Below are 26072 nucleotides of genomic sequence, written 5' to 3'. Positions count from 1 at the left end.
GATCAGGAGTCGTACAACGACTGAAGGCATGGGAACTGTCCGACGCCAACAAGCTGATGCGTGATTGCGTCGGAGATGCACGGCCCTGAGCTGGTGGTTTTGTCAGGTGGTGGTGTTGCGGTCGGAGAGGAGGCCGGCGATGGCCCGGTAGGTGCCGGGGAGGACCTCTCGCCGGTGGGTCCAGCGGGTCAGCTGCTTCCAGCGTTTGTGGTCGGCGAGCGCGTGCTCGACGGTGATGCGTTTCGACGGGTGTCCGTGCCGGGCTTCTTCTCTTTCACGGGCGGTGGCCACGATGAGGCGTTCGCGGTCCGCCCGTTCGCGCTGCTTGCGTTCCTGTACCGACACGATTCGACCCTAGCGCCGCTAGACAATCGAGCGACAGCAGTACTAGCGTTGCCTCGTCACCTAGCGGCGCTAGATCTCGGATTGACACCGCACGGGCTCCCCCAGGAGGCGGGCGTCGGCGGTGCTCTTGAGCGTCCGTCAGACCTCCTCGTGCCACAGGTGGCGAGCGTCGCCGGATCCAGTACGGCGGCGGCCGGCCTCGGCGCCGTGGGACAACCGACAACGAGAGGAAGTAGCGAAGATGACCAAGCTGCAGACCCTGGACCCGAATACGCCGTTGTTCGCGCAGTTCAAGGAGAAGACCGGGCCCATCGTCCTGGCCAACACCTTCTTCGTTCCGGAGGAGAGGACCGAAGCGTTCCTGGCCCTCTTCCGGAGGCAGGCTGAGTTCATGAAGGCTCAGCCGGGATTCGTCTCCCTGCAGATGCACAAGGGAACGGCGGACAGTCGGCTTCTGATGAACGTCGCGGTCTGGGAGTCGACCGAGGCTCTCGCCACGGCGTTCGGCAACCCGGAGTTCCAGCGCATGGCCGCCGAGTTCCCCGACGACATCGTCTCGTACCCGCACATCTTCGAGTCGATCGACGTATGACACAGCAGCCGTAGAGGCGCGACCGCGCTCGTCGGCGATTCCACCCCGCACGCCCCGTCGCCTTCCACGGCCGATGGGGCGTGCCCCTTGCCGCTCTCCACCCTTCCGGCCGACCGCGCCGGCCGCAGGGCCGAGGCGCCCTCCCCCAAGCCGAAGTTGACCGTCGGCCGGCAGACCACCGACCCGCAGAAGGTCAGGATCGGCACGCTCAACTGGCGGCACGGCACGGGGAAAGGGAACGGGCACCGGCCGAACATGGGCCGGTGCCCGTTCCCTCTGCGTCAGTCGTCCGGGCCCTTGAAATCGGGGTCGAGCGCCGGGCCCGTCGGCGGCGGACCCGCGTTGGCCAGTTTCTGGCTCACGTGCTCGGTCCGGATCTGGTCCGTCGTCATCTTCTCCCAGCCCTCGGGAAGCTTCGGGCCTGCCTCGGCGAGCGCCCTCTCCCACTCCGTGACCAGGGCCTGCCGCGTGCGAGGGATCTCGTCGGCCGGCGGTCTGCTGCTGACCGTCACCCCGACGACGGTTCGGTCGGCTCGAACACCGCCACCGTGGCCCCCACGCCCAGCAGGAAGGCTGCTGCCGTGGACAACCACGTCTTGCGACTCATTCCACTTCCCTCTTCCGTACCGATACGGATGTGACGAATGAGCGTACCGGTATGGTCAGTTGACTTCCGGTGTGGTGAAGTGGGCCGTCGCCAGGACGGTTCCGTTCGCGGCCACCAGGCGGGCGCCGCTCAGCGTGCCGGGGTCCACGGGGGACGGGGCTCCCCAGTAGCCGTAACCGGCCCTGAGGGGGAACGAGCCGAGCGGCACGGTGGAGCCGTCGGCCCGCAGCAGGAGGCACCGCACCGGGCCGTCGACCGCCCGTACGTCCCCGAGGTCGACCGACATGTACACCCAGCCGTTCCCGCCCTCGGCGTCCGCCGGGTGCGCGTAGATCCGGCCCACCTCCCGGCCGTCCCCGGCCCGCTCCGGGGAGATCAGGGCCGCCTCCAGGACGTGCGGTCCCGGAGCCACCACCGGGGGCGCGCCCTCCACCACGGTGCCGACCGCCCAGCCGCCGAACCCGAAGGCCAGGGCCGCGGCCACGCCCGCCGCGGCGAGCCGGAAGCGGCGCCACCTCGTGCGGTGCCGTCCCACCGCCGGGGCCGCCGGGGCCGCGGGAGCGGTGGGGGCCGTGGGGGCGGTGGGGGCGGTGGGGGCTGTGGCCATCGCCCGTACCACCCGGCTCTCGAAACCCACCGGCGGCTCCGCCCCCGGCAGCAGCGCGAGCAGCCCGTCCCCGACCGCCGTCAGCCGTTCCACATACGCGCGGCAGTCCGGGCAGCGGTCCAGGTGGGCCACCGCCTCGGCCCGCTCGCGCGCGGGAAGGATCCCGAGCGCCAGCTCGGCGCCCTCCTCGCGCAGCCGCTCGCAGTCCATGCCGCTCACCGCGTCTCCTCGCGCTCCAGGAGCGCCCGCACCTTGATCGTCCCCGCCCTGATCCGGGTCTTCGCCGTGCCCAGAGGGATGCCCTCGAAGGCGGCGACCTCCCGCGCCGTCATCCCGTAGATCCCGGCCATCACGAGGGCCCGCGCCTGTTCCCGGGGCAGCGCCGCCACCGCCCGCCGGACCCGCTCGGCCGCGTCGTCGGCGAGCGCGTGCCGCTCCGGCGTCTCCGAGACGATCCCGACCAGCGTCTCCAGGTCCTCCGGAGCCACCGGGACCGCGCGCCGGGCCCGTACCGCGTCGATCGCCAGGTTGTGGGCGATGGCCGTCAGCCAGGCCCGTACGGAGCCGCGCCGGCCGTCGTACACCTGGGCGTGCCGCCAGGCCCGCTCGAAGGTCTGCTGGGCCACGTCCTCCGCGAGCCGCGGATCACCGACCACGGCGACCGCCACCCCGTAGACGGAGCGCTGGAAACGGCGCACGAACGCCACCGCGATCTCCGGATCGCCCGTGGCGAGTCCGGAGAGCAGTGCCTCGTCGGGAACCCGCTCCAGCGGAAGACCCATGCGTCCCACACCCGTGGTACGTCCGAAGCCCCCGAAGGGATCGTTCGAGCCCATTGCTCCGAGCCCATTGATTGCTCCGAGCGATTGCTCCGAGCCCATTGTCCGCCCGGACCCGCAATCCCGGCGCGGTCCGGCGCCGTACCCCCTGTAGGGACCGAACCGGAGGACCGAACGATGACGAAGACACGTACCCGCGCGCTGCTCGCCCTGCCGGCCGTCGCGCTGGCCGGCCTCCTCGCCGCCTGCGGAGGCGGCGACGGCGGTGGTTCGAGCACCCCGCCCCCCGCCCAGAAGAGCACGGCACCCGCGGGCGCGACCCGGGTGACCGCGGACCTGGCCGACTTCAGGATCACGCTGTCCCGGCAGACCTTCACTCCCGGCACGTACGCCTTCGTCGCGACGAACACCGGGCATCACGACCACGCCCTGGAGGTCGAGGGCCCGGGCGGCGAGAACCGCTCCAGCACCGTCTCGCCGGGCGAGTCCACCACCCTCACGGTAACCCTGAAGGACGGGAAGTACGAGGTCTACTGCCCCGTCGACGGACACAAGGACCTGGGCATGAAGACCGAGATCACGGTGGCCGGCGCCCCCGTCAACAAGCCCGGCACTCCCACTTCTCCCAGCTCTCCCAGCTCTCCCGGCAATGGCTACTGACCGGACCCGCCGCGCCGCCGTGCTCGTGCTGCGGACGGCCGCCGCGGGGCTGACGGCGACGATGGGCGCCATCCACCTCTCGCTGTGGGCCGACGGCTACCGCGACCTGGCCACCGTCGGCGGCCTGTTCCTGCTGAACGGCGTCCTCGGCTGCCTCCTGGCCGTCGCCCTGCTCCTCACCCCGTACCGCTGGCTCGGACCGGTCGCCGCCGCCACCGCGCTGTTCACCGCGGGCACCCTCGGCGCGCTCTTCCTGAGCCTCACGACGGGCCTGTTCGGCTTCGAGGAATCGGCGGACGCGGATCTCGTCCGCCCGACCATCGCGGTCGAGACGGCGGGCGTCCTCGTCCTGACCACCCTGGCGGTGGCCGCGCTCAGCCACCGCCACCACCACCCGCGGGATCGGGACGAGCAGCATGGACGAGTCCCGACTCATAGGCACTGATCACCAGTTGCGCACGGTCGCGCGCCCGCAGCTTGGTCAGCAGCCGGCCGATGTACGTCTTGACGGTGCCGTTGCTGAGGCACAGGTACGCGGCGATGTCGGCGTTGGAGAAGCCGCGTGCCACAAGCAGCAGGACCTCGCGCTCGCGCTCCGTGAGCTCCTCCAGCGAGGAGCTCACCGCACGGTGGGCCCGGGGAAGACGGGCGAACTCGGCGATCAGGCGCCGGGTCACCGAGGGCGCGAGGAGGGACTCCCCGGCGGCGACCGTGCGGATGCCCGCGAGGAGGACCTCGGGGGAGGTGTCCTTGAGGAGGAAACCGGCCGCCCCGGCCCGCAGCGCGCCGTACACGTACTCGTCGAGGTCGAAGGTGGTGAGGACGAGGACGCGCGTCCCGGCCGTCTCGGGGGATCCGGCGATGTGCCGGGTCGCCTCGATGCCGTCCATGCCGGGCATCCTGATGTCCATCAGCACCACGTCCGGGCGCAGTCGCAGCGTGTTCTCGACGGCTTCCGCGCCGGTGCCGGCCTCGCCCACCGTCGTCAGCCCCGGGGCGGTGTCGACGAGCACCCGGAAGCTGCCCCGGAGCAGCGACTGGTCGTCGGCGACGAGTACCCGGATCGGTTCGGTCACGCTGCCGTCTCCTGCCGGCTCGTGGGCGTGTCCTGGGCGGGGTCGGGCGGAAGACGGGCCGACACGGCGAACCCGCCGCCGGGCCTCGGTCCGGCCTCCAGCGTGCCCCCGTACATCGTCACGCGTTCCCGCATCCCCACGAGGTGGCCGCCGGTGAGGTCCGCCCGGCCGGTCACGGCCGCGTTCCCGGCCCCGTCGTCCACCACCTCGATGTGCACGCCTCCGCGTGCGTCCGCCGTGATCGTCACCTGGCACCGCGTTCCGTCGCCGGCGTGCTTGATCACGTTGGTGAACGCCTCCTGCACGATCCGGCAGACGGTCAGTGCCGTCCCCGCGGGGAGGGCGGCGTCCGGTCGGGCACTGAGTCTCGTACGCACTCCCGCCTGCTCGGCACGCCGGACGAGGGACGGCAGGTCGTCGAGGCCGGGCGGGGGAGCCGTCTCCGCCGAGGCGGGGCTCCGCGCGCCCTGTCCCTCGGTGTCGCCGCGCAGCACTCCCAACGTCCCGGGAAGACGGGGTGCGGGACTGTGGTTGCCGGAGTCGTGACGGTCATGGGGTCACGATGCCGCCGCCGTCCGCACCACGTCGTCGGAGCCGGGGCCACACCTGCGGATCGGACCGTGGTCGTACGGCCCTGCTCGGTGTACGCCTCCGGGACCGCCGTTTCAGGCGCTGTTGGCGTCCAGGAGGCGGCGGGTGCGGTCGCTCGCGCCGCTGAGCGTGAGGGGGACGCCGAGGCCGGCGCACATGCGGTGGGCGCGGGCGAGGGCGCTGAGGGTGGCGGGGCTGGGGTCGGCGGCCGGGACCACGATGACCACCCGGACGGGCCGGTGCTCCTGGACGAGGGCCTGGATCTGGAGGGCGGCCGCGGCACGGTTGGTGACGTCCAGGTCGCGGTGGAGCGTCACGTGCAGGGCGTCGTGACGTACGGCGTGGCTGATGAGCAAGGTGTCCCTCCGCGCAGGAGACGAAGAAGGCCCACTGCGGGACGTCGGCGTGGGCGGTTCGTCCGAGGATGTCACGACCGGCGGCCCGATGGCGTTCTCGTGGCGTTCACCGCGCGGAGTGTCCGTCCGCGCGGACCCGGGGGCCGTCCTCGCGGACCCGGGACCGTCCTCACAGACCCGGGACCGTCCTCACAGACCCGGGGCTGTCCTCACAACCCGAGGGCCGTCCTCGCGAACCCAGGGGCCGTCCTCGCGGACCCGAGGGGTTCGCGTACACGAATCGGTGGAGACGCGCTGCCGGTCGTCGTGGGGTTCCTCGGGTACGGCGGCGGGAAAGGCCGGAGCCCGAGCCGCGCAGCGGGCTCGGGCTCCGGCGGGGTGCACGTGAGCCATGCACCGGCGTGCCGCCCGCCTCCCGGACGGGCGTCACGCTCGCTGGTTTCAGTGCCAGTACTTCATGGTCGAACCTCCTCCCCCGCTCGTGGGCGCAGCGTGACCTCGAAGCGGTCGAGACCGCGGAGGGTCAGATTGCGCCGGTGGTCCGGTTCCGCGACGGCCCGTGCGTCCGGGTAGTCCCTGGCCAGGGCCCCGAGGACCGATCCGGCGAGCCGGATCGCCATGGACGCGCCCAGACAGGCATGGGCCCCGCGTCCGAACCCGAGGTGCGGGTTCGGGGCGCGGTCGAGTCGCAGTTCTGTGGGGTGGTCGAACCGCAGCGGGTCGTGGTTGGCCGCGCCCAGGAAGAGCGTGACCGGATCACCCGCCTTGATGGTGACGCCACCCAGTTCGGTGTCGGTGACGCAGACCCGGGCGTCCGCCTGGACGGGTGCGTCGTACCGGATGAGTTCGTCCACGGCCGTGGCCGGGGTCGCCCGGAACGCGTCGAGCGCGCCGGGGGTGGTGAGGAGGGCGGCCGCGGCGTTGCCGAGGAGCCGTGAGGCGGATTCGTAGCCGGCGTGGAGGACGGCGCGCAGACTGTTCCGAAGAACCGTTTCTGCCACGCCGCTGTCCGCCGCGTGCTCGGCGACGTACGCGATGAGCCCTTCCTTGGGCGGATCCGCGAGCCACCCGCCGGCGTACTCCGCGAGCCGCGCCCGGGCCGCGACGGCCGGCTCGTGCTTCTCGGGCCAGAGCCCGGCGTCCATGCCGTCGACGACGGTACGGGACATGGGCACGAACCAGTCGAGCTCGGGCGCCGGGACGCCGAGGAAAGCGGTGACGAAGCGCAGGGCGACCGGTTCGGCGAGCTCTCCGACGAGGTCGAAGGAGGGCCGGTCGGCCAACTCGGCGAGCAGGTCCGCGATTCCGTGCTCCAGGCCGTCGTGCAGGGCCTGGCGGTCCTGGGCGCGGAAGCCGTCGAGCAGCAGGTGCCGGATGGCGGTGTGCTCCGGCGGATCGAGGGTCTGGACGCTCAGCAGGGGCGCGGGGATGTCCTCGCCGGCGCGGCGCCAGTCGGAGGCGAAACGGTTGCTGTCCGTGAGCACCGCGAGGCAGTCGGCGTGGCGGGTCAGGACCCAGGAGCCGAGCAGTTCGTGCCAGAAGACCGGGGTGGTCTCCCGCAGTCGGGCGTAGGCCGGGTAGGGGTTCCGCAGGATCGACGGACGGGCCAGATCCAGAATCGGGTCCACGGCTGCCGCTTGCTCCACGAAACGTCTCCCCCTGCACATCGGGCCTGGTTGAGGCCTTGGTTGCTGACCGAGTCGAGCGTGCGAGACGCCGGATCACCGGTGGGTGGAACGCCTCGCTGGTGCTTCACCGACTGTTGGTCGGTGCTTCTTCGAACATCATCCGAGCCGAGCGCCGGTGACGCTACCACGCAACTGGGGCGGCTGGTATGACTACCTGCCTCAGATCTTTCACAAAGCTTCGGGGAGTTACGGAAGATGACCGGCCAAGACCAGACAATCGTTCACGATGTCCCGGTAAACGTTGCTCAACAGCCCAACCCCTACCCGCTCTTCGAACGCATCCGAGAGCACGGAGTCGTCCAGCGCGTCCGGCTGAATCCCACCCTTGAAGTCTGGATGGTCACCGGCTACGACGAGGCGGTGGCGGCGCTCACCGACCCGCGCCTCAGCAGCAGCCCCGTCGGAGTCAACGGCCTCGAGGAGGAGATGGCCCACCAGGAGCGCACCAACGTCCTGATGGCCAGCATGCTCGTGGCCGACGGCGAGGACCACACCCGGCTGCGCAACCTCGTCTCCAAGGCCTTCACCTTCCGCCGCGTGGAGGCGCTCGCGCCCCGCGTCCAGGCGCACACCGACGCCTTCCTCGACGCGATCGCCCCGCGCGGATCGGCCGACCTGGTCTCCGAGTTCGCCCTGCCGCTGCCGATGGCCGTGCTCAGCGAGCTCATCGGCATCCCGGCCGAGGGGCAGCCCGACTTCGCCCGTCTCGCGGTCGGCCTCATCATGCCGCCCAACACCCCGGAGCGGCTCGCCAAGGGAGCGCGGGCGCGGGCCGAACTCACCGAGTTCTTCGAGCCGTTGATCGCCGCGCGCAAGGCGGACCCGAAGGACGACCTGCTGAGCGCGCTCTGCGCCGCGCAGGCCGAGGAGAAGATCAGCGACCGCGAGCTGACGGCCATGGCCATCCTGCTCACGCTCGCCGGCCACGAGACGACGGCGAGCCTCATCGCGAACGGCGTCCACGCCCTGCTCCGGCACCCGGAGCAGTTCGCCGCGCTGCGCGACGACCCCTCGCTGCTGCCCGGGGCGATCGAGGAACTCCTGCGCTACGAGGGCCCGGTGAGCCGGGGCGTCGCGCGCTTCACGGTCGACGCGTACGAGATCGGCGGGGTCACCGTCCCGCCCGGCGAGATGATCATCATCGGGCTCGCCGCGGCCAACCGCGACCCGGCGCGCTACGACCGTCCCGACATCCTCGACGTGGCCCGCCGCGAAGTCCCGCAACAGCTCGCTTTCGGCCACGGTGTGCACTTCTGCCTGGGCGCTCCGCTGGCCCGCGCGGAGGCCAGGATCGCCATCGGCACCCTGCTGCGGCGCTTCCCCGACCTCCGGCTCGCCGACCCGGACGCGGACCTGAGCCGGCGCGAGGGCATCCTGCGCGGCATGGCGACGCTGCCCGTGACCTTCACCCCGCAGGCGTGAGGGGCGGGACGGTGAAGGCGGCGGAGTTCGACGAGATCGCCCCGGGGTACGACGAGTCGCGCGGCGGTACGGAACGGGCGGCGGGCTTCGCGGGGATGCTCGCGCCGCTGCTCGACCCGGCGCGCCCGGTGCTCGACATCGGTGTGGGCACCGGGATCGTCGCGGCCGAACTGGCCGCGCTCGGGCACACGGTGCACGGCCTCGACCTCTCGCCGGGGATGCTCGCCCGGGCGCGCGCCCGGCTCGGCGCACGGGTCGCGGTGGCCGACGCCTGCCGGCTGCCGGTACGGAGCGGGTCGGTGGACCAGGCGGTCTCGACCTGGCTGCTGCACGCGGGACCGGACAACCGGGCCGTCCTGGCCGAGGTCGCGCGGATCCTGCGGCCGGGCGGGCGCTATCTGGTGATCCCGGCGGGCGGGACGCGCCCGACGGACGACATCGGCGTCCTCGTCGGGGAGTTGGAGGACCGCCTCGATCCGGACGGCAGCCGCCGCGACGGTCCGGAGTGGCTGGCCCCGATCGCCGCGGCGCACGGCCTCGTCTACGAGGGGACGGCGTCGGAGCGCCCCACGTCGTTCGCCGTGTCGCCGCGGGCGATGGCCGAATCGCTGACGCGGGGGCTGTTCACCGGCGCGTGGGCGGTGGGCGGCGAGGCCACGCGTCTGGTCGACGAAACCCGCTCCCGCCTGCTCGCCCTTCCGGACCCGGAGGTTCCCCGCGTCCGGAAGTCGGCGGACGTGGTGCTGACCTTCACCCGACGACCCTGACGAACGGGCCCCGCCGCGGTCCCGCGCCCACGGGGGCGGTGCCCCCCGCCCGGGCGGCGCCCACCCCGTTGTGGGCGACGCCCGTCCGGGGCGGTGCCGTTCGGTTCTGTCAGGCGCGGCCGCGCAGCGCGGTCGCGTAGATCTCGTCCGGGTCCAGGCGGCGCAGCTCCTCGGCGATCAGCTCGGCGGTGGTCCGCACCTTGAGCGCGAGGACCCTGCTGGGCTGGCCGGGGATGGAGAGCCGCGCGACCGGGCCCTCGGGCCGGTCGATGCGGATCTCGCCGTCGGCGGTGCCCATGCGGACGGCCGTGACGACGGGGCCGTCGGTGACGACCCGGTCGACGGGGACGCCGAGCCGGACCTCGAACCAGCGGGCCAGGAGTTCGGCGCTGGGGTTCTCCGCCTCGCTCTCGACGGCGGCGGAGGTGACGGTGAGCGGGGCCTGGTCGAGGGCGGCGGCCAGCATCGAGCGCCACGGGGTGAGCCGGGTCCAGGCGAGGTCGGTGTCGCCGGGGGCGTACGAGGCGGCGCGCTCCTCCAGGGCGGTGAGGGGGTCCTCGACCGCGTACATGTCGGTGATGCGGCGCTGGGCGAGCGAGCCCAGCGGATCCTGGGAGGGCACCTCGGGGGCGTCGACGGGCCACCAGACGACGACGGGCGCGTCGGGCAGGAGCAGCGGCAGGACCACGGAGTCGGCGCGGGTGCCGAGTTCGCCGTACAGCCGGAGCATGACCGTCTCGCCCGAGCCGGCGTCGGTGCCGAGCCGGACCTCGGCGTCGAGCCGGGTCTCGTGCCGCTCGCGGGGGGTGCGGGCGTGGCGCTTGATGACGACGAGGGTCCGGGAGGGATGTTCCCGGGAGGCCTCGTTGGCCGCCTTGACGGAGTCGTAGGCGTTCTCCTCGTCGGTGACGATGACGAGGGTGAGCACGGCGCCGACGGCGGGGGTGCCGACGGCCCTGCGTCCCTGCAGGATCGCCTTGTTGATCTTGCTGGAGTCGGTGTCCGTCAGATCGATCTTCATGTGCGGCGCCCGTCCCTTCCTCTGCGGCGAGCCTAACGCGCCCGCGCGACGGGCGTGTGCGGGTACCCCGGTCCCGGGGCGGGCGGGATCAGGCCGGCTCCGGGGTGTCGGACTCCGCGGACTCCGTGTCGGACTCCGTGTCGGGCTCCGTCGCCTGCTCCTCGGCCCGGCGGGTCAGCACGGCCGCCGTGGCGAGCGCGGTGCCGATGAGGGCGGCGGCCACCACCCAGGGGCGGTCGAGGACGTGTCCGGTGGCGTGGTCGAGGGAGTACCGTCCGGCGCCGGCGATGCCGATCGCGGCGGCGGTGAAGCCGAGGAAGGCCGGGTACTCGTAGCCGCCGGCCATGGCGAAGAAGCCGGCCGGGGCGTGGACGGCGACGGCTCCCGCCATGGCGCCGGCCGCGGCGGCACCGGCGGCCGGAGTGGCGAAGCCGAGGGCGAGGAGTGCTCCGCCGCCCGCTTCGCCGAGCCCCGCGGCGATCGCGCTCTCGCGGCCCGGGTGGAAGCCCATGGCCTCCATCGCCTTGGTGGTGCCCTCCAGACCGCCCCCGCCGAACCAGCCGAAGAGCTTCTGCGTGCCGTGCGCGGCGAGCACGGCACCGGTGCCGACCCTCAGCACGAGCAGCCCGAAATCGCGTCGGTTGAGAGGGGCCATGGGGTTCTCCAGGTGCGGGAGGCGGACGCGTACGCCGTCCACTCTCGTCCCGTCCGCTCCCCGGCGCCCCCCGAACCACACCTTGAATAGTCCACTTGAGTCATGTTTTGCGACGATTGCTCACAGTTGCTTGACTGAGTGGGCTTTTCGTCCCCGAGGGAAGTGGGTACGCATGTCCGCCGAGTCCACCGAGACCGCAGCCCTGCGGGAGAAGGTCCGGGCGCTGATGCCCCGGGCGAAGGAGGACCTCGCCGCGCTGGTAGCAATGCGCTCGGTCGCCGACCCGCGCCAGTTCCCGCCCGAGGAGTGCGCGAAGACCGCCGACTTCCTCGTACGGGCCTTCACGGAGGCCGGGCTGCGGGACATGCGCCGGGTGACGACCCCGGACGGCACGGACGCGGTGGTGGGGCACGCGCCGGGCCCCGAAGGGGCGCCGACGGTGCTGCTCTACTGCCACTACGACGTGCAGCCGCCCCTCGACGACGCCGCCTGGCGGACCCCGCCCTTCGAACTGACCGAGCGCGACGGGCGCTGGTACGGGCGCGGCGCCGCCGACTGCAAGGGCAACATCGCGATGCACCTGACGGCCCTGCGCGCGCTCGGCGGGCCGGAGGGCCGGGGCTTCCCCGTGAACATCAAGTTCGTGGCGGAGGGTTCGGAGGAGCAGGGGACGGGCGGTCTGGAACAGCTCGTGCCGCTGCAGCCCGAACTGTTCTCCGCCGACGCCCTGTTGGTCTGCGACACCGGAAACTTCGCGCTGGGCCTGCCCACCGCCACCACCTCGCTGCGCGGGCTCGCCAACGTCGTCGTGACGGTCTCCACGCTCAAGGGCGAGATGCACTCCGGGATGTTCGGCGGCCCGGCACCCGACGCGCTGGCCGCGCTCGTACGGATCCTCGACAGCCTCCGCGACGAGCACGGCAACACCGCGATCAAGGGGCTTCCCGGCGACGGCTCCTGGGACGGGGTGGACTATCCGGCCGAGCAGATCCGCACCGACGCGGGCGTCCTCGACGGGGTGTCCCTCGTCGGCACGGGTTCGGTCGCCGACGAACTGTGGGCCCGGCCCGCCGTCACCGTCCTCGGCATCGACTGCCCGCCGGTGGTGGGCTCCTCGGCCGCGATCCAGGCGAGGGTACGGGCCAGGGTCAGCCTGCGGGTGCCGCCGGGGACCGACGTGGACGCAGCGCTGCGCGCCCTCACCGACCATCTGGCCTCCGCCGCCCCGTGGGGCGCCCGGGTGGAGGTGGAACCGGAGAGCGCCGGCCGGCCGTTCCGGGCGCGCACCGACGGGCCCGCCTACCGGGCCCTGGGGGCGGCGCTCCGCGAGGCGTACGGGAAGGACATGGTCCAGGCGGGGCAGGGCGGGTCGATCCCGCTGTGCAACGTGCTCGCCGCGCACTTCCCGGAGGCGGAGATCGCCCTGATCGGCGTCGAGGAGCCGGGCTGTCTCATCCACGCGCCGAACGAGAGCGTGGACCCCTCCGAGATCGAGCACATGGCGCTGGCCGAGGCCCTCTTCCTGAGCTCGTACGCCACGCCCCTCTGACCCCACCCCCACCCCCAACGAAAGGACCGGTGCGGTTCCATGACACAGACTCATGAAGATCCCTACGGCGGCCGCCCCACTCGAGGGGACGTGCCACCCGGGCCCGTGGGACTCCTCGCGGGCTTCGCCTGGCAGGCCCTGCTCGTCGCCGGGCTCGTCTCGCTGATCCTCGGCGTCATGGTGCTGGCCTGGCCGGAGGCCACCCTGCGGGTGGTGGGCGTGCTCTTCGGCCTGTATCTGCTGCTCAGCGGCGTGATGCAACTGGTCGCCGCCTTCGGTACGCACGCCACCACGGCACTGCGGGTCATGGCCTTCATCAGCGGCGCGCTGTCCATCCTGCTCGGCCTGTTCTGCTTCCGCGGCGCGACGCAGTCGACCCTGCTGCTCGCGCTGTGGATCGGGATCGGCTGGCTCTTCCGCGGCATCACCCAGACCGTGGCGGCCGCCTCCGACCCGGCGATGCCGGCGCGCGGCTGGCAGATCTTCCTCGGCATCGTCAGCGCGCTCGCCGGAATCGTGCTGATCGTGTCCCCGCTGGAGTCGGCCACGGTGCTCACGGTCCTCGGCGGCATCTGGCTCCTCGTCGTCGGCGTGGTCGAGCTCATCACGGCCTTCATGGTCCGCTCCCGGGCCAAGGACCTCCCGCCGGGCGCCTGAACCCCCCACGCGTCGCCGCCGCCCGCCCGGTCTCCGGGCGGGCGGCGGGCTTCGTTCACCCGTGCGCCGCATTTCGCCGGTCCTTGACCATCGATCCCCCGTGCCGGCGGTCTGGGTGACGGCCTCCTGCGACATCGCGGTCTCGGCGATCGTCTCCGCCTCGATCGCCTGACGGGCAGGGCGTCACGGGGACATGGGCTCGACCTCCAGGAAGCGGCGGCCGCGCGGCCCCTTGTAGAGGAGCGCGTCCCAGCCGAGCCGTTCGAGCGCGGGGACGCAGGCGCCCAGGGCCGCCGCCTCCTCCTGGGCGGCGCCCGCGCCCGGCGGGCCGAGCCACTCCACCACGGCGGTGCCGGGCCGCTCCCCCGCGCTGACCCGGTAGCCGGTGGAGAGCCGTGCTCCGGAGGCGTCGACGGAGGAGGGCGTGATCCCGCCGGACTCCAGGGCGAGGGCCACCGCGCGGACCGGCTGCCGACGCTCCCAGTCGGCGGGCACGGTTCTCGGGTCGCCGCCCTGGCGCAGGGTCAGCCGTCTGATCTGGAGCAGCCCGTCGACGGCGGCGCGGATCTCCCGCGACCGCTGCTCGGCCTCGGCCGGGGGCAGCGACGGCCCGTCGCCCGTGGCCGCCTCGAACACCCCCGAGCCGCTCCCCGCACCGCTCGTCACAGGAGCCGCCGGATGTCGCCGCGGACCCGGTAGAAGCCGCCCGCCGCCGGGTGCAGGGCATCCACCACGTACCGCGCGCCGGGCTCCCGGATCGCCCGCGGGAACTGCACGTTCCACCCGGAGTCGTACCCCGGGGAGACGACCCGCACCCGGGTCCTGCCCGACTCGGTCACGCACTCCACGACCACCGAGCCGGCCGGCGCGTCGCTCACGGTGGTCACCGCGGTGACGGTCGTCGCCGGCTCGTACACCGGCAGGGCGGCGGCGAGCTTGACGTCCCGCGCGACCGGGACCGTGCCCTGCTCGGCGGCCTCGATCGCCGCCTCGCTCGCGTCCACGCAGACCAGCGAACCGTCCGTGGTCACCAGGTAGAGCCGCTCGTCCCGGTACTGCATGGAGAGCGCCGAACCGCCGCCCGTGCCGAGCTTCCACAGCCGGGTGCCGTCCTCCGCGAAGCAGTAGACGGAGGAGGCGGAGTCGGCGGCGAAGACGAACCGGCCGCCGGGCGAGGTGGCGCAGGAGTACACCGGGCTGTCGCAGGCGTACACCGCCTCCACGCGTCCGTCCCTCTTCGCGAGCCGCTGCACCTTCTTGCGGGACGTGCCCGCGTAGACCGAGGTGTCCTCCTGCCAGCCGAAGAGGACCGCTCCCTCGGTCGCGGTGTGCCACAGCTCGCCGCCGCCGTCCGGCGCGTGGGCGGCGACGCCCCGTGTGTCCCCGTAGTAGACGGCGTCGCCGTCGGCGCGGACCATCCAGGCGTGCTCGCCCTGGCCGCCGCGCGCCCACTGGTGCTCGTCCTCGTGGTCGATGACGGTGAGCCGGCCGGAGCGGTCGGCGACGTGCAGGACGCCCTCGTGGATGTCGAGCCAGAAGATGTCGACGTCGGTGGCGATGTCGTACGCGGCGAAGGGGAGCTTGGACGACAGGTCGTACACCTTGCCGTCGTCGCAGCCCGCGTAGATCCAGAAGTCGTCGGCGACCAGGCACTTGACGCCGTCCGGCAGGCTGAATCTGGCCTGCACCTCGCCGGCGCGGTCGAGCGTGAAGACGTCCCCCGCCTGGTTGCCCACCCAGCAGCGCTCCTCGTCGACGTGGATGCCGAAGGCGGCCGAGCCGGTCCGGAAGCGCCACAGGACGGGGGCGACGGCCCGCGCGGTGGAGGGCGCGGAGGTGACCTCGCGGCGCGTCACGGGGCGCGCGGCGCGCTGTCCCCGGACGGCGGGGGCATATCCCTTGCGGACCTTCTCGCCGATCTTCTTCGCCGCCGCGGCCTGGGCCTTCGCCGCCGTCGGGAAGGTGGAGCGCTGGGTCTGGCCGTCCGCGCCGATCCGGCCGTAACGGACCGACACCGCGAGGTCCTCGACGGTCACTTCGTAGAACTTGTGGGCACCGCCGCCGTCCTGCGACAGCTCCAGATAGGTCGTCGTCGTCATGCTGAAAACGGTAGGGGCCACCACTGACAACGGCCTTCGGTGAAGCCTTGGCCAGGGGACCAAAGACCCGGGCATTCGGGACTTTCGTCGCGGCATTCCGGACATTCACCCCTGTGATCATGATGCGTGAAGATCATCCGACGAGCCGTCACCTCGGGTGCGGCCGGAAGGGCCTCATGACCGAGCCACAGAAGCGGCCCCTGCCCGTCCGCGTCCGCCGGAGCACGGACGGCATACCGATGAACGACCTCTTCCGGTCGGCCCCGGCCCGGCCCACCCTGAACCTTCCCCACCTTCCCAAGCCGATCGGGCGAACCGACGACGGGCCCACCCCGACGGTGACCCCGTCCCACAGGCCGCCGCCGCCCGCCGACCCCGACCTGACGGAGCGTCCGGGACCCGCCGTCCCCGGCTGGGTCGCCGTCCTGACCGGGCTCACCGCCCTCGCGGGCGCGGCGGCGGCGCTGTGGCGGGGCCGCCCGCTCCGCACGGTCGAGCTGCCGCCGTGGCAGTGGGCCGCGCTCGCCGGCTGCGTCGTCGTCGCCGTCGTCTCCTTCGGCGGGCTGACCCGGGGCCGGACGGGCTCCGCGTGGGTGCTTTCGCTCTTCGGCCGCTACCGGGGCAGCGTCCGGCGCACCGGCCTCGTCTGGATCAGCCCCTTCGTGCTGCGCCGCCGGATCGACGTACGGCTGCGGCACTGGCGCAGCGAGCCCATCGCCGTCGTCGACGCGGAGGGTTCGGCGCTGCGCGTGGTGGTCCTGGTCGTGTGGTCGGTACGGGACACCGCCCGCGCGCTGCTCGCGGTCGACGACCACCTCGGCTATCTGCGCGAGCAGGTGGAGGCGGCCACCGCGCGCGTGCTGTCGCAGCTGCCGGCGGACGCCTTCCGGGGTGACGCGCCGACCCTGCGGAACGCCGAGGCGGTCGGCGACGCGCTGACCCGGATGCTCGCGGCCGAGTGCCGGCCGGTCGGCATCGCCGTCTTCTCCGCCCAGCCCACCCGCATCGAGTACGCCCCCGAGGTCGCCGCCGCCATGCGCCGCCGCCAGATCGCCGTCCTGGACGCCAAGCACCGGGACTCGGTCCTGACCGGCGTGATCGACGCCGTGGACGACACGGTCACCCGGCTGACCACGCGCGGTCTCGTCGAGCTCGACGACTTCGAACGCCAGGCTCTGGTCAAGGACTTGACCGTGGCCTTCTACACCCGGAGCGGCGGCCCGGCCGAACCGAGCCACCAGGAGTGAGGAGCACCGTGAGCGACACCACCCCCGACCCCGGGTTCGAGGTCCCCGCCTTCGCCGACGAGATGCCCCCGGACTGCGCGTGCGCGGGCTGCGCCGGGGCCGCCCGTGCCGGACGGGCGCCGGGCGGCGGGCAGCGCGCCCTGCACGGGGTGCGCCGCGCGGTCGTCGCGACCGTGGGCGTGGTCGCCCTGACCGGGGCGGGCGCCGGAACGGCCGCCGCCGAACCCGCCCCGGCGCACGCGGGCTTGGACGGCTCCAGGTACTGGTTCCGGAACGCGGCGGGCGAGTGGCGCTGGACCAGCCACCACGCCGTGTACCAGCAGCGCGCCAAGGCCTCGGGCGGCGCGAAACAGCAGCAGACGCACGCCGGCCACGCCGGTGAGCCGGTCTTCCACGGCCGGCAGGGCTGGGACGCACAGTCCCGGGTGTACTGGTACCAGTCACGCGGCCACTGGTACTGGACCAGTCACGCCTGGAAGTACGAGCAGCGGACGGGCCGCCCCGCGCGGCCGTCCGCCCCCGCGCAACCCTCCTCGCGGGGGTGGACGGCGCCGGTCTCCTCGTACGTCTTCACGGGGTACTACGGGCAGCCGGGTTCCTGGTCGAAGGGCTACCACACGGGGCAGGACTTCGCGGTGCCGTCCGGTACGACGGTCCGCGCGGTGGGTCCCGGCCGGGTGGTGACGGCCGGATACGGGCGCTCGTACGGCTACGAGGTGGTGATCCGCCACCCGGACGGCCGCTACACCCAGTACGCCCACCTCTCCCGCATCGACGTGTCGGTGGGGCAGAGCGTGTCGGGCGGGCAGCGGATCGCGCGGTCGGGGGCGACGGGGCGGGTGACGGGCCCGCACCTGCACTTCGAGGCGCGGACCACGCCGTACTTCGGCTCGGACATCGACCCGCTGGCCTATCTGCGCGGCCACGGCGTGTCCGTGTAGAACGAGGCCCTAGGCCTCGACCCGCCCGTTCCCCTTGATCGTGATCCGGCCCTTCCGGATCGTGGCCAGGCGCGGGGCGCAGCCGCGAGGCGTGCCAGGCGCCGAAGGCGCCCGCGACGAGCCCGCCGCCGAGGGCGAGGAGGACGGCGAGACCCACGGTGGTGACGCTGACGGGGGCGGTGAGGGCGATGTCGACCGTCCTGCCGACCGCAGTACGGGCCATGCCGGGGCCGCCGCCGGCGCCGTTGCCGCCGGGGCCGCCGCTTTCGCCCGCCGGGCTGGGCCTGCTGGGCCTGGCCGCGCTGGATCTGACCGCGCTGGATCTGACCGCGCTTGAACTCGCCGTTGATCTTCGGATTGACGAGGCTCAGACCGCCCACGGCCCGGTCGACGCCCTGCTGCTTCGTGACCGTGCCGACGGTGGAGTCGGCGAGGGTCTGGACCATCAGCCGGTCGCTGCTCTGCTCCTTGCCGTCCTCCTTGCCCTGGGCCCGGCTCATGCCGGAGGAGACGGAGTTGACGACGATGACCAGCTCGATGCCGAGCGCGAGCCCGGAGGCGACGACGAGCGCCGCCTTTCTGCGGCGGCGCAGCTCGCGCCGGAGGTAGGTGAAGAACACGGGCGTGAAGGCAGGGGCCGCGCGTGATGAGGGGACAAGGCCCGCGTGAGAGCGGGGGCCCGGCGGGGCGGGGCCGTGAAAACAGTTCGGTGACCGAACTCTTCTGCGCTACGCTCCGCCCATGACGCTTCCGCGCGACTACCGCGGTCAGACCTGCGCCCTCGCCCGCTCGATGGAGATCGTCGGCGAGCGCTGGACGCTGCTGATCCTGCGCGACGCCTTCTACGGGGTCCGCAGGTTCGGCGAGTTCGCCGCGCATCTGGGCGTCCCCCGTGCCGTCCTCACCGACCGGCTCGCCACCCTCACCGAGGCGGGCGTCCTGACGCGCCGCCCCGGGACGGGCACGGGCCGCCGCGAGGTGTACGGGCTCACGCCCAAGGGCGTCGCCCTCTGGCCGGCGGTCCGGGCGCTCACCGTCTGGGGCGAGGAGTTCTACGCGGCGGGGGGCGGCCCGCGCCGCGTCTTCCTGCACGCGGAGGACGAGGCCCTGCTCGAACCGGACGGGCGCTGCACCGGCTGCGGCGCGGCCGTACCCGTCCAGGACGTCCTGGTCGCCCCCGGCCCGGGGCTCGCCCCCGCGGCCCCGGACGACGACCCGGTGACGGCGGCGCTCGCCCGGCCGCACCGGCTGCTCACCCCGCTCCTCACCACCGCGCCCTCGCGGCGCCCCACGAAGGGTTCACCCTGATGAAGATCCTGGTCGTCGGCGCCGGTGCCACCGGTGGCTACTTCGGCGCCCTGCTCGCCCGTGCCGGCGAGGACGTCACCTTCCTGGTCCGCCCGGCCCGGGCGGCCGCGCTGCGCGGGCGCGGGCTGCGGGTCGTGGGCCGGGACGAGGAGTGGACGGTGGAACCCCGCCTCGTCACGGCCGACGAGCTGCGCGAGCCGCATGAGCCGTACGACCTCGTGCTGCTCTCGGTGAAGTCCACGGGCCTCGACCGGGCGATCGAGGACGTCGCGCCGGCCGTCGGACCGGACACCGCCGTCATACCGCTTCTCAACGGCCTCGCCCACATCGACGCCCTCAACGCCCGCTTCGGCGCGCGGGCCGTCCTCGGCGGCGTGGCCAAGGTGGTGACCACCCTCGACGGCACGGGGGACATCCGGCGGCTCGCCCCTCTGGCCCATCTGGCCTTCGGCGAGCAGGACGTGCGGGACGGGACGGTCTCCGCGCGCGTGGAGCGGATCCGCAAGGTCCTCGAAGGTGCGGGGATCGACGCGCCGGTGCCGGCCGACGTCCTCACGGCGATGTGGCACAAGTGGGTGTTCATCACGACGTTCGGCGCGGTGACGAGCCTGATGCGCGGCACGGTCGGCGACGTGTACGACACGCCCGGCGGCCCGGACCTCGGCCCGGCGCTCCTCGACGAGACCGCCGCGGTCGCCGCCGCGGCCGGGCACCCCGTAACGGAGGAGGAGCGGGCGGCGACGCTCGCCGTGGTGTCCGCGTCGGGTTCGCCGATGGTGCCGTCGCTCTACCGCGACCTGGTGGCGGGCCGCCCCACCGAGGTCGAGCACCTCTTCGGCGACCTCACCGCCCGGGCCCGCGCCCTGGGCGTGCCGACCCCGCTGCTCGACCTGGCGACCCTGCACCTGCGCGTCCACCAGCGGCGGGTCGACGGGGCCTGACCCGTCGGCGAGGAGGACCCGCCCTCCCCCGCACGGCGGAGGCGGAGCGGCTCCCGGGCCGATGCCCGGGGGCCGGGCCCGGCGGCAGTCTGGGCTTCATGATGAGACTCAAGGCCCTGCCGGGCGTGCCCCGTTGGGCCGCCATCGCCGCCCACGCCGTACCCCTGGTCGTCCTGCCGTCCGGCCTCTGGCGCATCGCGCTGACGTTCCGCGCGCCGGTGGCCCGGGTCGACGACCCGACCATCGGCCTGGCCGTCTACCAGCTCGGCCTGACCGTCCTCGCCGAACTGCTCGCGTTCCTGACGCTGGGTCTGGTCCGCGAGTGGGGCGAGGTGTTCCCCCGCCGGCTGCCGTTCCTCGGCGGCCGCCCGGTCGCCGCCCGGGGCGCGACGTTCGCCGCGCTGTCCGGGGCGTTCGGACTCACCGCGCTCACCTGCTGGTTCACCTATGTGGCGCTCGCGGACTTCGCCCCGTACTCCCCCAGCCACCTCACCGAAAGCACGCTCCAGAAGACCCTCTTCCTCGTCTGCTACCTCCCGCTCGTGGCCTGGGCCCCACTGCTCACGGCGGTGGCGATCGCGTACCACCGCCGTCGGCGGCTCACGCCCACACGGCCTTGATCACGGCATGGCCCGACAAGGCGGCCCGCCCGTAGAACCCCCGGAGCGACTCGTGGTGTTCGAGGTGCTCCTGCCGGAGGAGCGCGTCGTCGGGTCCGCCGCCCCCGAGTCTCTTACCGACGGCGTTCCACAGCTCGTCGAAGGAGACGCCCGCGAGGAATTCCGCCGCCTGGGACACCTCGGGCGGGTCCATGTACATCATGGGCGGGTCGGTGAGGTCGGCGCCGGGGGTGTGGGCCACGGGGCGGCCGCCGTAGATCGGCAGTGTCCAGGGGCCTTCGCCGCCTGTGCCGGCGACATCGGCCGCGGCGTAGAGGTCGTTGACGAAGCTCCAGGACTTCGCGATCGAGTCGGTGACACCGGCCGCGTACTCCTCGGCATGCCTGTCCCAGGCCTCGGACATGTACGCCGCGAGCCAGGTGTGGTCGTCCTCGATCTCGGATTCCACGACGGCACGGAAATGCAGGTGGATGCTCACCGCTACGAGTCCCCCGGTTCGACGGCCCGCCGGTCGGGCCGAACGAACCGAACGTACGCGACGGCACTGACAACGAGCCGCCTGAGGCGTGCGGCGTCCCCTGGTGCCGGTGACGACGTACGACGACGTACGACCTGGGCCCGGCGATCGACTCAATTCGCCTCTGGTCCGAACCGGCGCCTGTACGCCGACGGCGTGATGCCGGTCTCGCGGCGCATCAGCGCCCGCAGGTGGGCGGCGGTGCCGAGGCCGCTGCACCGCGCGACCACCTCGAACCGGGACTCGCCCCGCTCGATCAGCCGGCATGCCAGGGCCAGCCGTTCGCCCGTGAGCCACGCCAGCGGCGTCGTACCCAGTTGCGCCCGGAAGCGGCGGTGCAGCGTCGCCGGGCTGACCGCCGCCCGCGCCGCGAGGTCGGGCACGGTGAGCGGCGCGTCCAACCGCTCCTGGGCCCAGGCCAGGACGGGTACCAGGGACTCGTCCGGCAGGTCGGGCATGGGGCGCTCCACGAACTGACGCTGTCCGCCGTCCCGGTGGGCCGCGAAGACCAGTCGCCGGCTCACGGAGTTGGCGACCTCGGCGCCGTGGTCGCGGCGCACCACGTGCAGCCCGAGGTCGAGGGCGGCCGTGCTCCCCGCGGCGGTGAGGATGTCGCCGTCGTCCACGAACAGCACGTCCGATTCGAGCCGGACGGAGGGGAAGCGGGCCCGGAAGGAATCCGCCCACTGCCAGTGCGCCGTGGCCCTGCGCCCGTCCAGGACTCCGGCCTCGGCCAGTGTGAAGGCACCGCTGCAGAAGCCGACCAGGCGCGCACCGCGGGTGTGCGCCCGGCGGACGGCATCGAGCACGGCGGGACGGCGGGGCACCTCGATGTCGGGACGGTTGGGGACGATCAGGGTGTCCGCCGTGTCGGCCGCTTCCAGACCGGCGACTCCCGTGAGCGTGAAGAATCCGTCTCTCATCAGGGTGCGGGGCTCGGCGGAACAGAGCCTGAAGTCGTAGAGGTCACGGCCGATCTCCGGTCTGCGCAGACCGAAGACCTCGGTCGCGCAGCCGAGCTCGAAGGGGTTCGAGTTCTCGTCGACGATCACGACGACCCGGTGTGCGTCCGCCGCGTGCTCCACGTGCTCCGCGTGCTCCGCGTGCGAGGATTCTTGCGCCATGTGCGATTCCTAGCACTCACGGCGGCGGTGCGAAACGGCTCAGGATGAGCCCATGAACCCCATGAACAGCGAACCCATCCTCCTCCACAAGGCGCTGGCCTCCTTCGACGCCCTGTGGAGCCCCCGCATCGTCACGCGCGTCAACGACTACGACGTCCGTGTCGCCAAGGTCGAGGGCGAACACGTCTGGCACGTCCACGAGGACACCGACGAGTTCTTCCTGGTGCTCGACGGCGAGCTGCGCATCTCCCTGCGCGAGCCCGACGGGGAGCGCACGGTCCTGCTCCCGCAGGGGGCGGTCTTCACCGTCCCCGCGGGCACGGAGCACAAGCCGCACGCCCCGTCCGGCGCCGCGATCCTCATGTTCGAGCCCACGGGGACACCGACCGTGGGCGACCGCCACGACGAGCTCCCGCCCCACGTGGACGCGACGACCGGCCACCCGCTCGACATCCGCGGCCGCCCGGGGCGCTGATCCACCCGCGTCTGCTCGCCGTACTGGACACACCCATCGCCGCGGTCCCCGACCGGCGCGGTGACGGACCGGGCCGAGCCGCCCCGCGCACGGTCCTGCGACACTACGTACCGCAGCGCCGCCGCCCGACCCGAACCGTCCCCGAGGAATCGTGATGCGTGTCGCCCTCTTCGTCACCTGCGTCAACGACGCCGTCTTCCCTTCCACGGGCGTGGCCACGGTCCGCCTCCTCGAACGGCTCGGCGTGACGGTCGACTTCCCGGCCGCGCAGTCCTGCTGCGGGCAGCCGCAGTTCAACACGGGCTACCGCACGGAGACCGAGCCGCTCGTACGGCGCACGGTCCGGGCCTTCGAGGGGTACGACCACGTCGTCACCCCGTCCGGTTCGTGCGCGGCGATGGTCCGGCACCACTACCCGTCGTTCGGTACGGAGGCCGGGGCGCTGGCGCCGCGCGTGCACGAGCTGACGGAGTTCCTGGTGGACGTGCTCGGCGTGACGGACGTGGGCGCGTACTTCCCGCACCGGGTGACGTACCACCCGTCCTGTCACGGCCTGCGGCTCCTCGGGCTCGGGGAGCGGCCGCGGCGGCTCCTGGAGGCGGTGAAGGGCCTGGAGCTCGTGGAGCTGCCGGGCGCGGAGGAGTGCTGCGGCTTCGGCGGCACCTTCGCGGTGAAGAACCCGGACGTCTCGGCCGCGATGGGCGCCGACAAGATCACGAACGCGCTGTCCACGGGCGCGGAGGTCCTGTGCGGCGCGGACAACTCCTGTCTGCTGCACGTGGGCGGCATGCTGAGACGCCAGGACGCGCCGCTGCGGGCGCTGCACATCGCCGAGATTCTCGCGAGCACGGAAGAGGAGCCCTGGGCATGAGTGACGAGAAGGGGCGCGCGTCAGCGCTCGACGAGGGGCGGTGGTCGGGCGACGGGCGGGCGTTTCTGGGGATGCCGGCCTTCCCCGAGGCCGCGCGGGAGGCCGTGGGCAATCCGACCCTGCGCGCCAACCTGCGGCACGCCACCCACACCATCCGGGACAAGCGGGCGCGGGCGGTGGCCGAGCTGGACGACTGGGCGGCGCTCCGCGAGACCGGCAAGCGGATCAAGGACCGGACGCTCCGTCAGCTCGACACGTACCTCCTCCAGTTGGAGGAGGCGGTGACGGCGGCGGGCGGCACCGTGCACTGGGCGGCCGACGCGGCGGAGGCGAACCGGATCGTCACCGAGCTCGTACGGGCCACCGGAGAGACCGAGGTGGTCAAGGTCAAGTCCATGGCCACCCAGGAGATCGGGCTCAACGAGCACCTGGCGGCCGAGGGCATCGCCGCGTACGAGACGGATCTCGCCGAGCTGATCGTGCAGCTCGGCGACGACCGTCCCTCGCACATCCTGGTCCCGGCGATCCACCGCAACCGCGGCGAGATCCGTGACATCTTCCGGGAGAAGATGGGGAGTTGGGGCCGTCCGGCACCGGAGGGGCTGAGCGATGCGCCCGCCGAGCTCGCGGAGGCGGCCCGGCTGCACCTGCGGGAGAAGTTCCTGCGGGCCAAGGTCGGCATCTCGGGGGCCAACTTCATGGTCGCCGAGACCGGCACGCTCGTCGTCGTCGAGTCCGAGGGCAACGGCCGCATGTGCCTGACCCTGCCCGAGACGCTCATCTCGGTCGTGGGCGTGGAGAAGGTGGTGCCGACCTGGCAGGACCTGGAGGTGTTCCTCCAGACGCTGCCCCGCTCGTCGACGGCCGAGCGGATGAACCCGTACACGAGCATGTGGACCGGCACCACCGACGGCGACGGACCGGGCACCTTCCACCTGGTCCTCCTCGACAACGGCCGCACCGACGCCCTCGCGGACGAGGTGGGGCGGCAGGCGCTGCGCTGCATCCGCTGCTCGGCCTGCCTCAACGTCTGCCCGGTGTACGAGCGGGCCGGCGGTCACGCGTACGGCTCGGTCTACCCCGGTCCGATCGGCGCGATCCTCACCCCGCAGCTCCGGGGCACCGCGAGCGAGGTCGACGCCTCCCTGCCGTACGCCTCCTCGCTGTGCGGCGCCTGCTACGAGGTGTGCCCGGTCGCCATCGACATCCCCGAGGTGCTCGTGCACCTGCGGGGGAAGGTGGCCGAGGAAGGCGGGAAGGGCCACCGCTTGGAGCGGGCCGCGATCAAGGCGTCCACCTGGGTCCTCGACCACCCCGGTGTGCTCGCCACCGGGGAACGGCTCGCGTCCGCCACCCGCAAGCTGCACCCGAAGCGGCTGCCGGGACCGGGCGCCCGTCAGTGGACGGAGAGCCGCGACCTGCCCGAACTGCCCGCCGAACCGTTCCGCGACTGGTGGAGGAAGAACCGGACGTGACCGGCTTCCCCGTACGGAACCTCGTAAGGCTCGCGAGGCTCGCGAACCTCGCGAGGAGAGACCCCGCATGACCCACTCCCCCGCCCGGAACCCCGCCAGGAGGAAGCGCACATGACCGACTCCCGCGCACGGATCCTCGCCCGGATCCGTACCGCCGTCGCGGACGCGCCCGAGGCCGCGCCCGTCGCGCGCGACTACCGGACGAGCCACACCCCGGACGCCCCGGAGGCCCTCCTCGATCTGCTCCACGAGAACCTCGCCGACTACCGGGCCCACGTCCACCGCACCGCGCCGGCCGGCCTCGCCGCGCTCGTCGCGCGGCTCCTCGCGGAGCGCGGCGCGCGCAGTGTCGTCGTACCGCCCGGGCTGCCCGAGGAGTGGCTCGCCGCGACCGAGGCCGCCCGGCGGTTCGACGAGCCCCGGCTGACCCCGTACGAACTGGACGGCACGGACGCCGTGGTGACGGGGTGCGCGGTGGCGATCGCGGAGACCGGCACGATCGTCCTCGACGGCGGTCCGGGCCAGGGCCGCCGGGCGCTCACCCTCGTCCCCGACCTGCACGTGTGCGTGGTGCGGGCCCCTGAGCAGGTGGTGGCCTCGGTGCCGCTCGCGCTCCCCCGGCTCGCCCCGGCGCGCCCGCTGACCTGGATCTCCGGCCCTTCCGCGACGAGCGACATCGAACTCGACCGGGTGGAGGGCGTCCACGGGCCGCGGACCCTGGAGGTCGTCCTGGTGACGGAGCCCTGAGACGGGTCGCTTCAGTCGGTCTCCGGCTCGGCGAGGAGGTCGTCGACGAGGGTGAGGCGCGTCTCGGGGAAGTACTCCGCGATCGCCTCGCGCATCATCGCCTCGCCCTCCGGGTCGGGGGTCCCGCACTTCTCCCGGGTCTCCCGGTCGGGCCAGCGCGCGTACGCCACCCAGGTCCCGTCATCCGCCTTGTGGAGCCGGGAGCCGTAGCTCCCGCACTCCTGGTGGATCGCCACGGTCACCCGGTGCCAGCCGTCGACGAGCAGCTGCTCCTTCCCCGGACGCACCCGCCACCGGTACACCACCGCGAACATCTCTCCGCCCCCCTCGTCACG

Annotated in this window: 30 protein-coding genes and 3 pseudogenes; 16 read left to right on the top strand and 17 right to left on the bottom strand. The window is 73.1% G+C overall.

What is annotated here, in order from left to right; translation table 11 throughout:
- Positions 1-102: 102 nt before the first annotated feature.
- Both SVTN_RS33010 and SVTN_RS45015 read right to left on the bottom strand, forming a co-directional pair.
- Positions 103-267, bottom strand: a pseudogene (locus SVTN_RS33010) (transposase family protein); the annotation flags it as partial.
- A pseudogene (locus SVTN_RS45015) lies at positions 265-345 on the bottom strand (TetR family transcriptional regulator); the annotation flags it as partial. The pseudogenes SVTN_RS33010 and SVTN_RS45015, both read right to left, overlap by 3 nt.
- Positions 346-586: 241 nt before the next feature.
- Between SVTN_RS45015 and SVTN_RS33005 the strand changes: the two are divergent.
- A complete protein-coding gene (locus SVTN_RS33005; protein ID WP_041132375.1) occupies positions 587-937 on the top strand; it encodes an antibiotic biosynthesis monooxygenase family protein in 351 nt (116 codons plus the stop codon).
- Between the two features lie 281 nt (positions 938-1218).
- Here SVTN_RS33005 and SVTN_RS33000 read toward each other — a convergent pair whose 3' ends face one another.
- The 3 genes from SVTN_RS33000 to SVTN_RS32990 all read right to left on the bottom strand — a co-directional run bounded on the left by SVTN_RS33000 (position 1219) and on the right by SVTN_RS32990 (position 2933).
- A complete protein-coding gene (locus SVTN_RS33000; RefSeq protein ID WP_041132374.1) occupies positions 1219-1449 on the bottom strand; it encodes a hypothetical protein in 231 nt (76 codons plus the stop codon).
- 150 nt (positions 1450-1599) lie between these two features.
- Complete coding sequence (locus SVTN_RS43380; RefSeq protein ID WP_041134489.1) at positions 1600-2361, bottom strand: anti-sigma factor family protein; 762 nt, start codon at positions 2359-2361, stop codon at positions 1600-1602.
- A 5-nt stretch (positions 2362-2366) separates the two neighbouring features.
- Entirely contained in the window at positions 2367-2933 is a 567-nt protein-coding gene (locus SVTN_RS32990) for an RNA polymerase sigma factor (protein ID WP_041134488.1), read from the bottom strand.
- Positions 2934-3107: 174 nt separating this feature from the next.
- On the opposite strand from SVTN_RS32990, the gene SVTN_RS32985 reads away from it, so the two are divergent.
- Together SVTN_RS32985 and SVTN_RS32980 are read left to right on the top strand one after the other, a co-directional pair.
- Positions 3108-3590 (top strand): plastocyanin/azurin family copper-binding protein, encoded by a 483-nt coding sequence (locus tag SVTN_RS32985; RefSeq protein WP_041132373.1) that lies wholly within the window; start codon positions 3108-3110, stop codon positions 3588-3590.
- Entirely contained in the window at positions 3580-4035 is a 456-nt protein-coding gene (locus tag SVTN_RS32980; protein ID WP_159026532.1) for a hypothetical protein, read from the top strand. The genes SVTN_RS32985 and SVTN_RS32980 overlap by 11 nt, the downstream gene beginning before the upstream one ends.
- On the opposite strand, the gene SVTN_RS32975 is transcribed toward SVTN_RS32980, so the two are convergent.
- The 4 genes from SVTN_RS32975 to SVTN_RS32960 form a co-directional block, all read right to left on the bottom strand.
- Positions 3965-4666, bottom strand: coding sequence for a response regulator transcription factor (locus tag SVTN_RS32975; protein WP_041132372.1), 702 nt, complete (start codon positions 4664-4666; stop codon positions 3965-3967). The two genes, SVTN_RS32980 and SVTN_RS32975, sit on opposite strands and share 71 nt — an antisense overlap.
- Positions 4663-5160 carry a sensor histidine kinase gene (locus SVTN_RS32970; RefSeq protein WP_174518307.1) on the bottom strand — a complete coding sequence of 166 codons (498 nt, stop codon included), beginning with the start codon at positions 5158-5160 and terminating at the stop codon, positions 4663-4665. Before SVTN_RS32970 ends, SVTN_RS32975 begins: the two co-directional genes overlap by 4 nt.
- A gap of 171 nt (positions 5161-5331) precedes the next feature.
- Complete coding sequence (locus SVTN_RS32965) at positions 5332-5613, bottom strand: hypothetical protein (protein WP_041132370.1); 282 nt, start codon at positions 5611-5613, stop codon at positions 5332-5334.
- Positions 5614-6068: 455 nt separating this feature from the next.
- The gene (locus SVTN_RS32960) at positions 6069-7241 is read right to left on the bottom strand and encodes a cytochrome P450 (RefSeq protein WP_052499426.1); all 1173 of its coding nucleotides are present in this window, start codon (positions 7239-7241) and stop codon (positions 6069-6071) included.
- Positions 7242-7637: 396 nt separating this feature from the next.
- On the opposite strand from SVTN_RS32960, the gene SVTN_RS32955 reads away from it, so the two are divergent.
- Positions 7638-8723, top strand: a complete 1086-nt coding sequence (locus tag SVTN_RS32955; protein ID WP_245727721.1) for a cytochrome P450 family protein — start codon at positions 7638-7640, stop codon at positions 8721-8723.
- The gene (locus SVTN_RS32950) at positions 8720-9490 is read left to right on the top strand and encodes a class I SAM-dependent methyltransferase (protein ID WP_159026531.1); all 771 of its coding nucleotides are present in this window, start codon (positions 8720-8722) and stop codon (positions 9488-9490) included. Before SVTN_RS32955 ends, SVTN_RS32950 begins: the two co-directional genes overlap by 4 nt.
- Positions 9491-9599: 109 nt before the next feature.
- On the opposite strand, the gene opcA is transcribed toward SVTN_RS32950, so the two are convergent.
- Together opcA and SVTN_RS32940 are read right to left on the bottom strand one after the other, a co-directional pair.
- Positions 9600-10511, bottom strand: a complete 912-nt coding sequence (gene opcA / locus SVTN_RS32945; protein ID WP_041132367.1) for a glucose-6-phosphate dehydrogenase assembly protein OpcA — start codon at positions 10509-10511, stop codon at positions 9600-9602.
- Positions 10512-10599: 88 nt separating this feature from the next.
- Positions 10600-11166 carry a DoxX family membrane protein gene (locus SVTN_RS32940; protein WP_041134486.1) on the bottom strand — a complete coding sequence of 189 codons (567 nt, stop codon included), beginning with the start codon at positions 11164-11166 and terminating at the stop codon, positions 10600-10602.
- Positions 11167-11338: 172 nt separating this feature from the next.
- Between SVTN_RS32940 and SVTN_RS32935 the strand changes: the two genes are divergently transcribed.
- Together SVTN_RS32935 and SVTN_RS32930 are read left to right on the top strand one after the other, a co-directional pair.
- On the top strand, positions 11339-12715 hold the full coding sequence (locus SVTN_RS32935) for a dipeptidase (protein ID WP_041132366.1): 1377 nt from the start codon (positions 11339-11341) through the stop codon (positions 12713-12715).
- Positions 12716-12754: 39 nt separating this feature from the next.
- Entirely contained in the window at positions 12755-13372 is a 618-nt protein-coding gene (locus tag SVTN_RS32930; RefSeq protein WP_041132365.1) for an HdeD family acid-resistance protein, read from the top strand.
- 183 nt (positions 13373-13555) lie between these two features.
- On the opposite strand, the gene SVTN_RS32925 is transcribed toward SVTN_RS32930, so the two are convergent.
- Both SVTN_RS32925 and SVTN_RS32920 read right to left on the bottom strand, forming a co-directional pair.
- Entirely contained in the window at positions 13556-14008 is a 453-nt protein-coding gene (locus tag SVTN_RS32925) for a hypothetical protein (protein ID WP_245727720.1), read from the bottom strand.
- A gap of 26 nt (positions 14009-14034) precedes the next feature.
- Positions 14035-15471, bottom strand: coding sequence for a WGR domain-containing protein (locus tag SVTN_RS32920; RefSeq protein WP_041132363.1), 1437 nt, complete (start codon positions 15469-15471; stop codon positions 14035-14037).
- A 176-nt stretch (positions 15472-15647) separates the two neighbouring features.
- Here SVTN_RS32920 and SVTN_RS32915 point away from each other — a divergent pair, with 176 nt between their 5' ends.
- Together SVTN_RS32915 and SVTN_RS46445 are read left to right on the top strand one after the other, a co-directional pair.
- The gene (locus tag SVTN_RS32915) at positions 15648-16718 is read left to right on the top strand and encodes an SPFH domain-containing protein (RefSeq protein WP_245727719.1); all 1071 of its coding nucleotides are present in this window, start codon (positions 15648-15650) and stop codon (positions 16716-16718) included.
- Positions 16719-16726: 8 nt separating this feature from the next.
- Entirely contained in the window at positions 16727-17659 is a 933-nt protein-coding gene (locus SVTN_RS46445) for a peptidoglycan DD-metalloendopeptidase family protein (RefSeq protein WP_052499425.1), read from the top strand.
- 202 nt (positions 17660-17861) lie between these two features.
- Here SVTN_RS46445 and SVTN_RS46685 read toward each other — a convergent pair.
- Positions 17862-18279: pseudogene (locus SVTN_RS46685) on the bottom strand (ABC transporter permease); the annotation flags it as partial.
- A gap of 121 nt (positions 18280-18400) precedes the next feature.
- Between SVTN_RS46685 and SVTN_RS32900 the strand changes: the two are divergent.
- The 3 genes from SVTN_RS32900 to SVTN_RS32890 all read left to right on the top strand — a co-directional run bounded on the left by SVTN_RS32900 (position 18401) and on the right by SVTN_RS32890 (position 20528).
- On the top strand, positions 18401-18967 hold the full coding sequence (locus SVTN_RS32900; protein ID WP_041132361.1) for a winged helix-turn-helix transcriptional regulator: 567 nt from the start codon (positions 18401-18403) through the stop codon (positions 18965-18967).
- Complete coding sequence (locus SVTN_RS32895) at positions 18967-19908, top strand: ketopantoate reductase family protein (protein WP_041132360.1); 942 nt, start codon at positions 18967-18969, stop codon at positions 19906-19908. Before SVTN_RS32900 ends, SVTN_RS32895 begins: the two co-directional genes overlap by 1 nt.
- Positions 19909-20006: 98 nt before the next feature.
- Positions 20007-20528, top strand: a complete 522-nt coding sequence (locus SVTN_RS32890) for a hypothetical protein (RefSeq protein WP_041132359.1) — start codon at positions 20007-20009, stop codon at positions 20526-20528.
- Here SVTN_RS32890 and SVTN_RS32885 read toward each other — a convergent pair.
- Positions 20509-20976: a DUF1877 family protein gene (locus SVTN_RS32885; protein ID WP_245727718.1), complete on the bottom strand. Its 468-nt coding sequence runs from the start codon at positions 20974-20976 to the stop codon at positions 20509-20511. The genes SVTN_RS32890 and SVTN_RS32885 overlap by 20 nt on opposite strands.
- Before the next feature lie 182 nt (positions 20977-21158).
- Positions 21159-22169, bottom strand: a complete 1011-nt coding sequence (locus SVTN_RS32880) for a GlxA family transcriptional regulator (RefSeq protein ID WP_041132357.1) — start codon at positions 22167-22169, stop codon at positions 21159-21161.
- A 61-nt stretch (positions 22170-22230) separates the two neighbouring features.
- On the opposite strand from SVTN_RS32880, the gene SVTN_RS32875 reads away from it, so the two are divergent.
- The 4 genes from SVTN_RS32875 to SVTN_RS32860 all read left to right on the top strand — a co-directional run bounded on the left by SVTN_RS32875 (position 22231) and on the right by SVTN_RS32860 (position 25737).
- Positions 22231-22644: a cupin domain-containing protein gene (locus SVTN_RS32875; protein ID WP_041134484.1), complete on the top strand. Its 414-nt coding sequence runs from the start codon at positions 22231-22233 to the stop codon at positions 22642-22644.
- Between the two features lie 154 nt (positions 22645-22798).
- Positions 22799-23515 carry a (Fe-S)-binding protein gene (locus tag SVTN_RS32870; protein ID WP_041132356.1) on the top strand — a complete coding sequence of 239 codons (717 nt, stop codon included), beginning with the start codon at positions 22799-22801 and terminating at the stop codon, positions 23513-23515.
- Positions 23516-23586: 71 nt separating this feature from the next.
- Positions 23587-24990 (top strand): LutB/LldF family L-lactate oxidation iron-sulfur protein, encoded by a 1404-nt coding sequence (locus tag SVTN_RS32865; protein ID WP_041132355.1) that lies wholly within the window; start codon positions 23587-23589, stop codon positions 24988-24990.
- A gap of 111 nt (positions 24991-25101) precedes the next feature.
- Positions 25102-25737, top strand: coding sequence for a LutC/YkgG family protein (locus tag SVTN_RS32860; RefSeq protein WP_041132354.1), 636 nt, complete (start codon positions 25102-25104; stop codon positions 25735-25737).
- A gap of 11 nt (positions 25738-25748) precedes the next feature.
- Here SVTN_RS32860 and SVTN_RS32855 read toward each other — a convergent pair whose 3' ends face one another.
- Positions 25749-26051, bottom strand: coding sequence for an antibiotic biosynthesis monooxygenase (locus tag SVTN_RS32855; protein ID WP_041134483.1), 303 nt, complete (start codon positions 26049-26051; stop codon positions 25749-25751).
- Positions 26052-26072: the final 21 nt, after the last annotated feature.

The sequence above is a fragment of the Streptomyces vietnamensis genome (assembly GCF_000830005.1).
Lineage (GTDB): Bacteria > Actinomycetota > Actinomycetes > Streptomycetales > Streptomycetaceae > Streptomyces > Streptomyces vietnamensis.
Note: the sequence above shows the minus strand (reverse complement) of the source record. Positions and strands in the feature narration are given on the sequence as shown.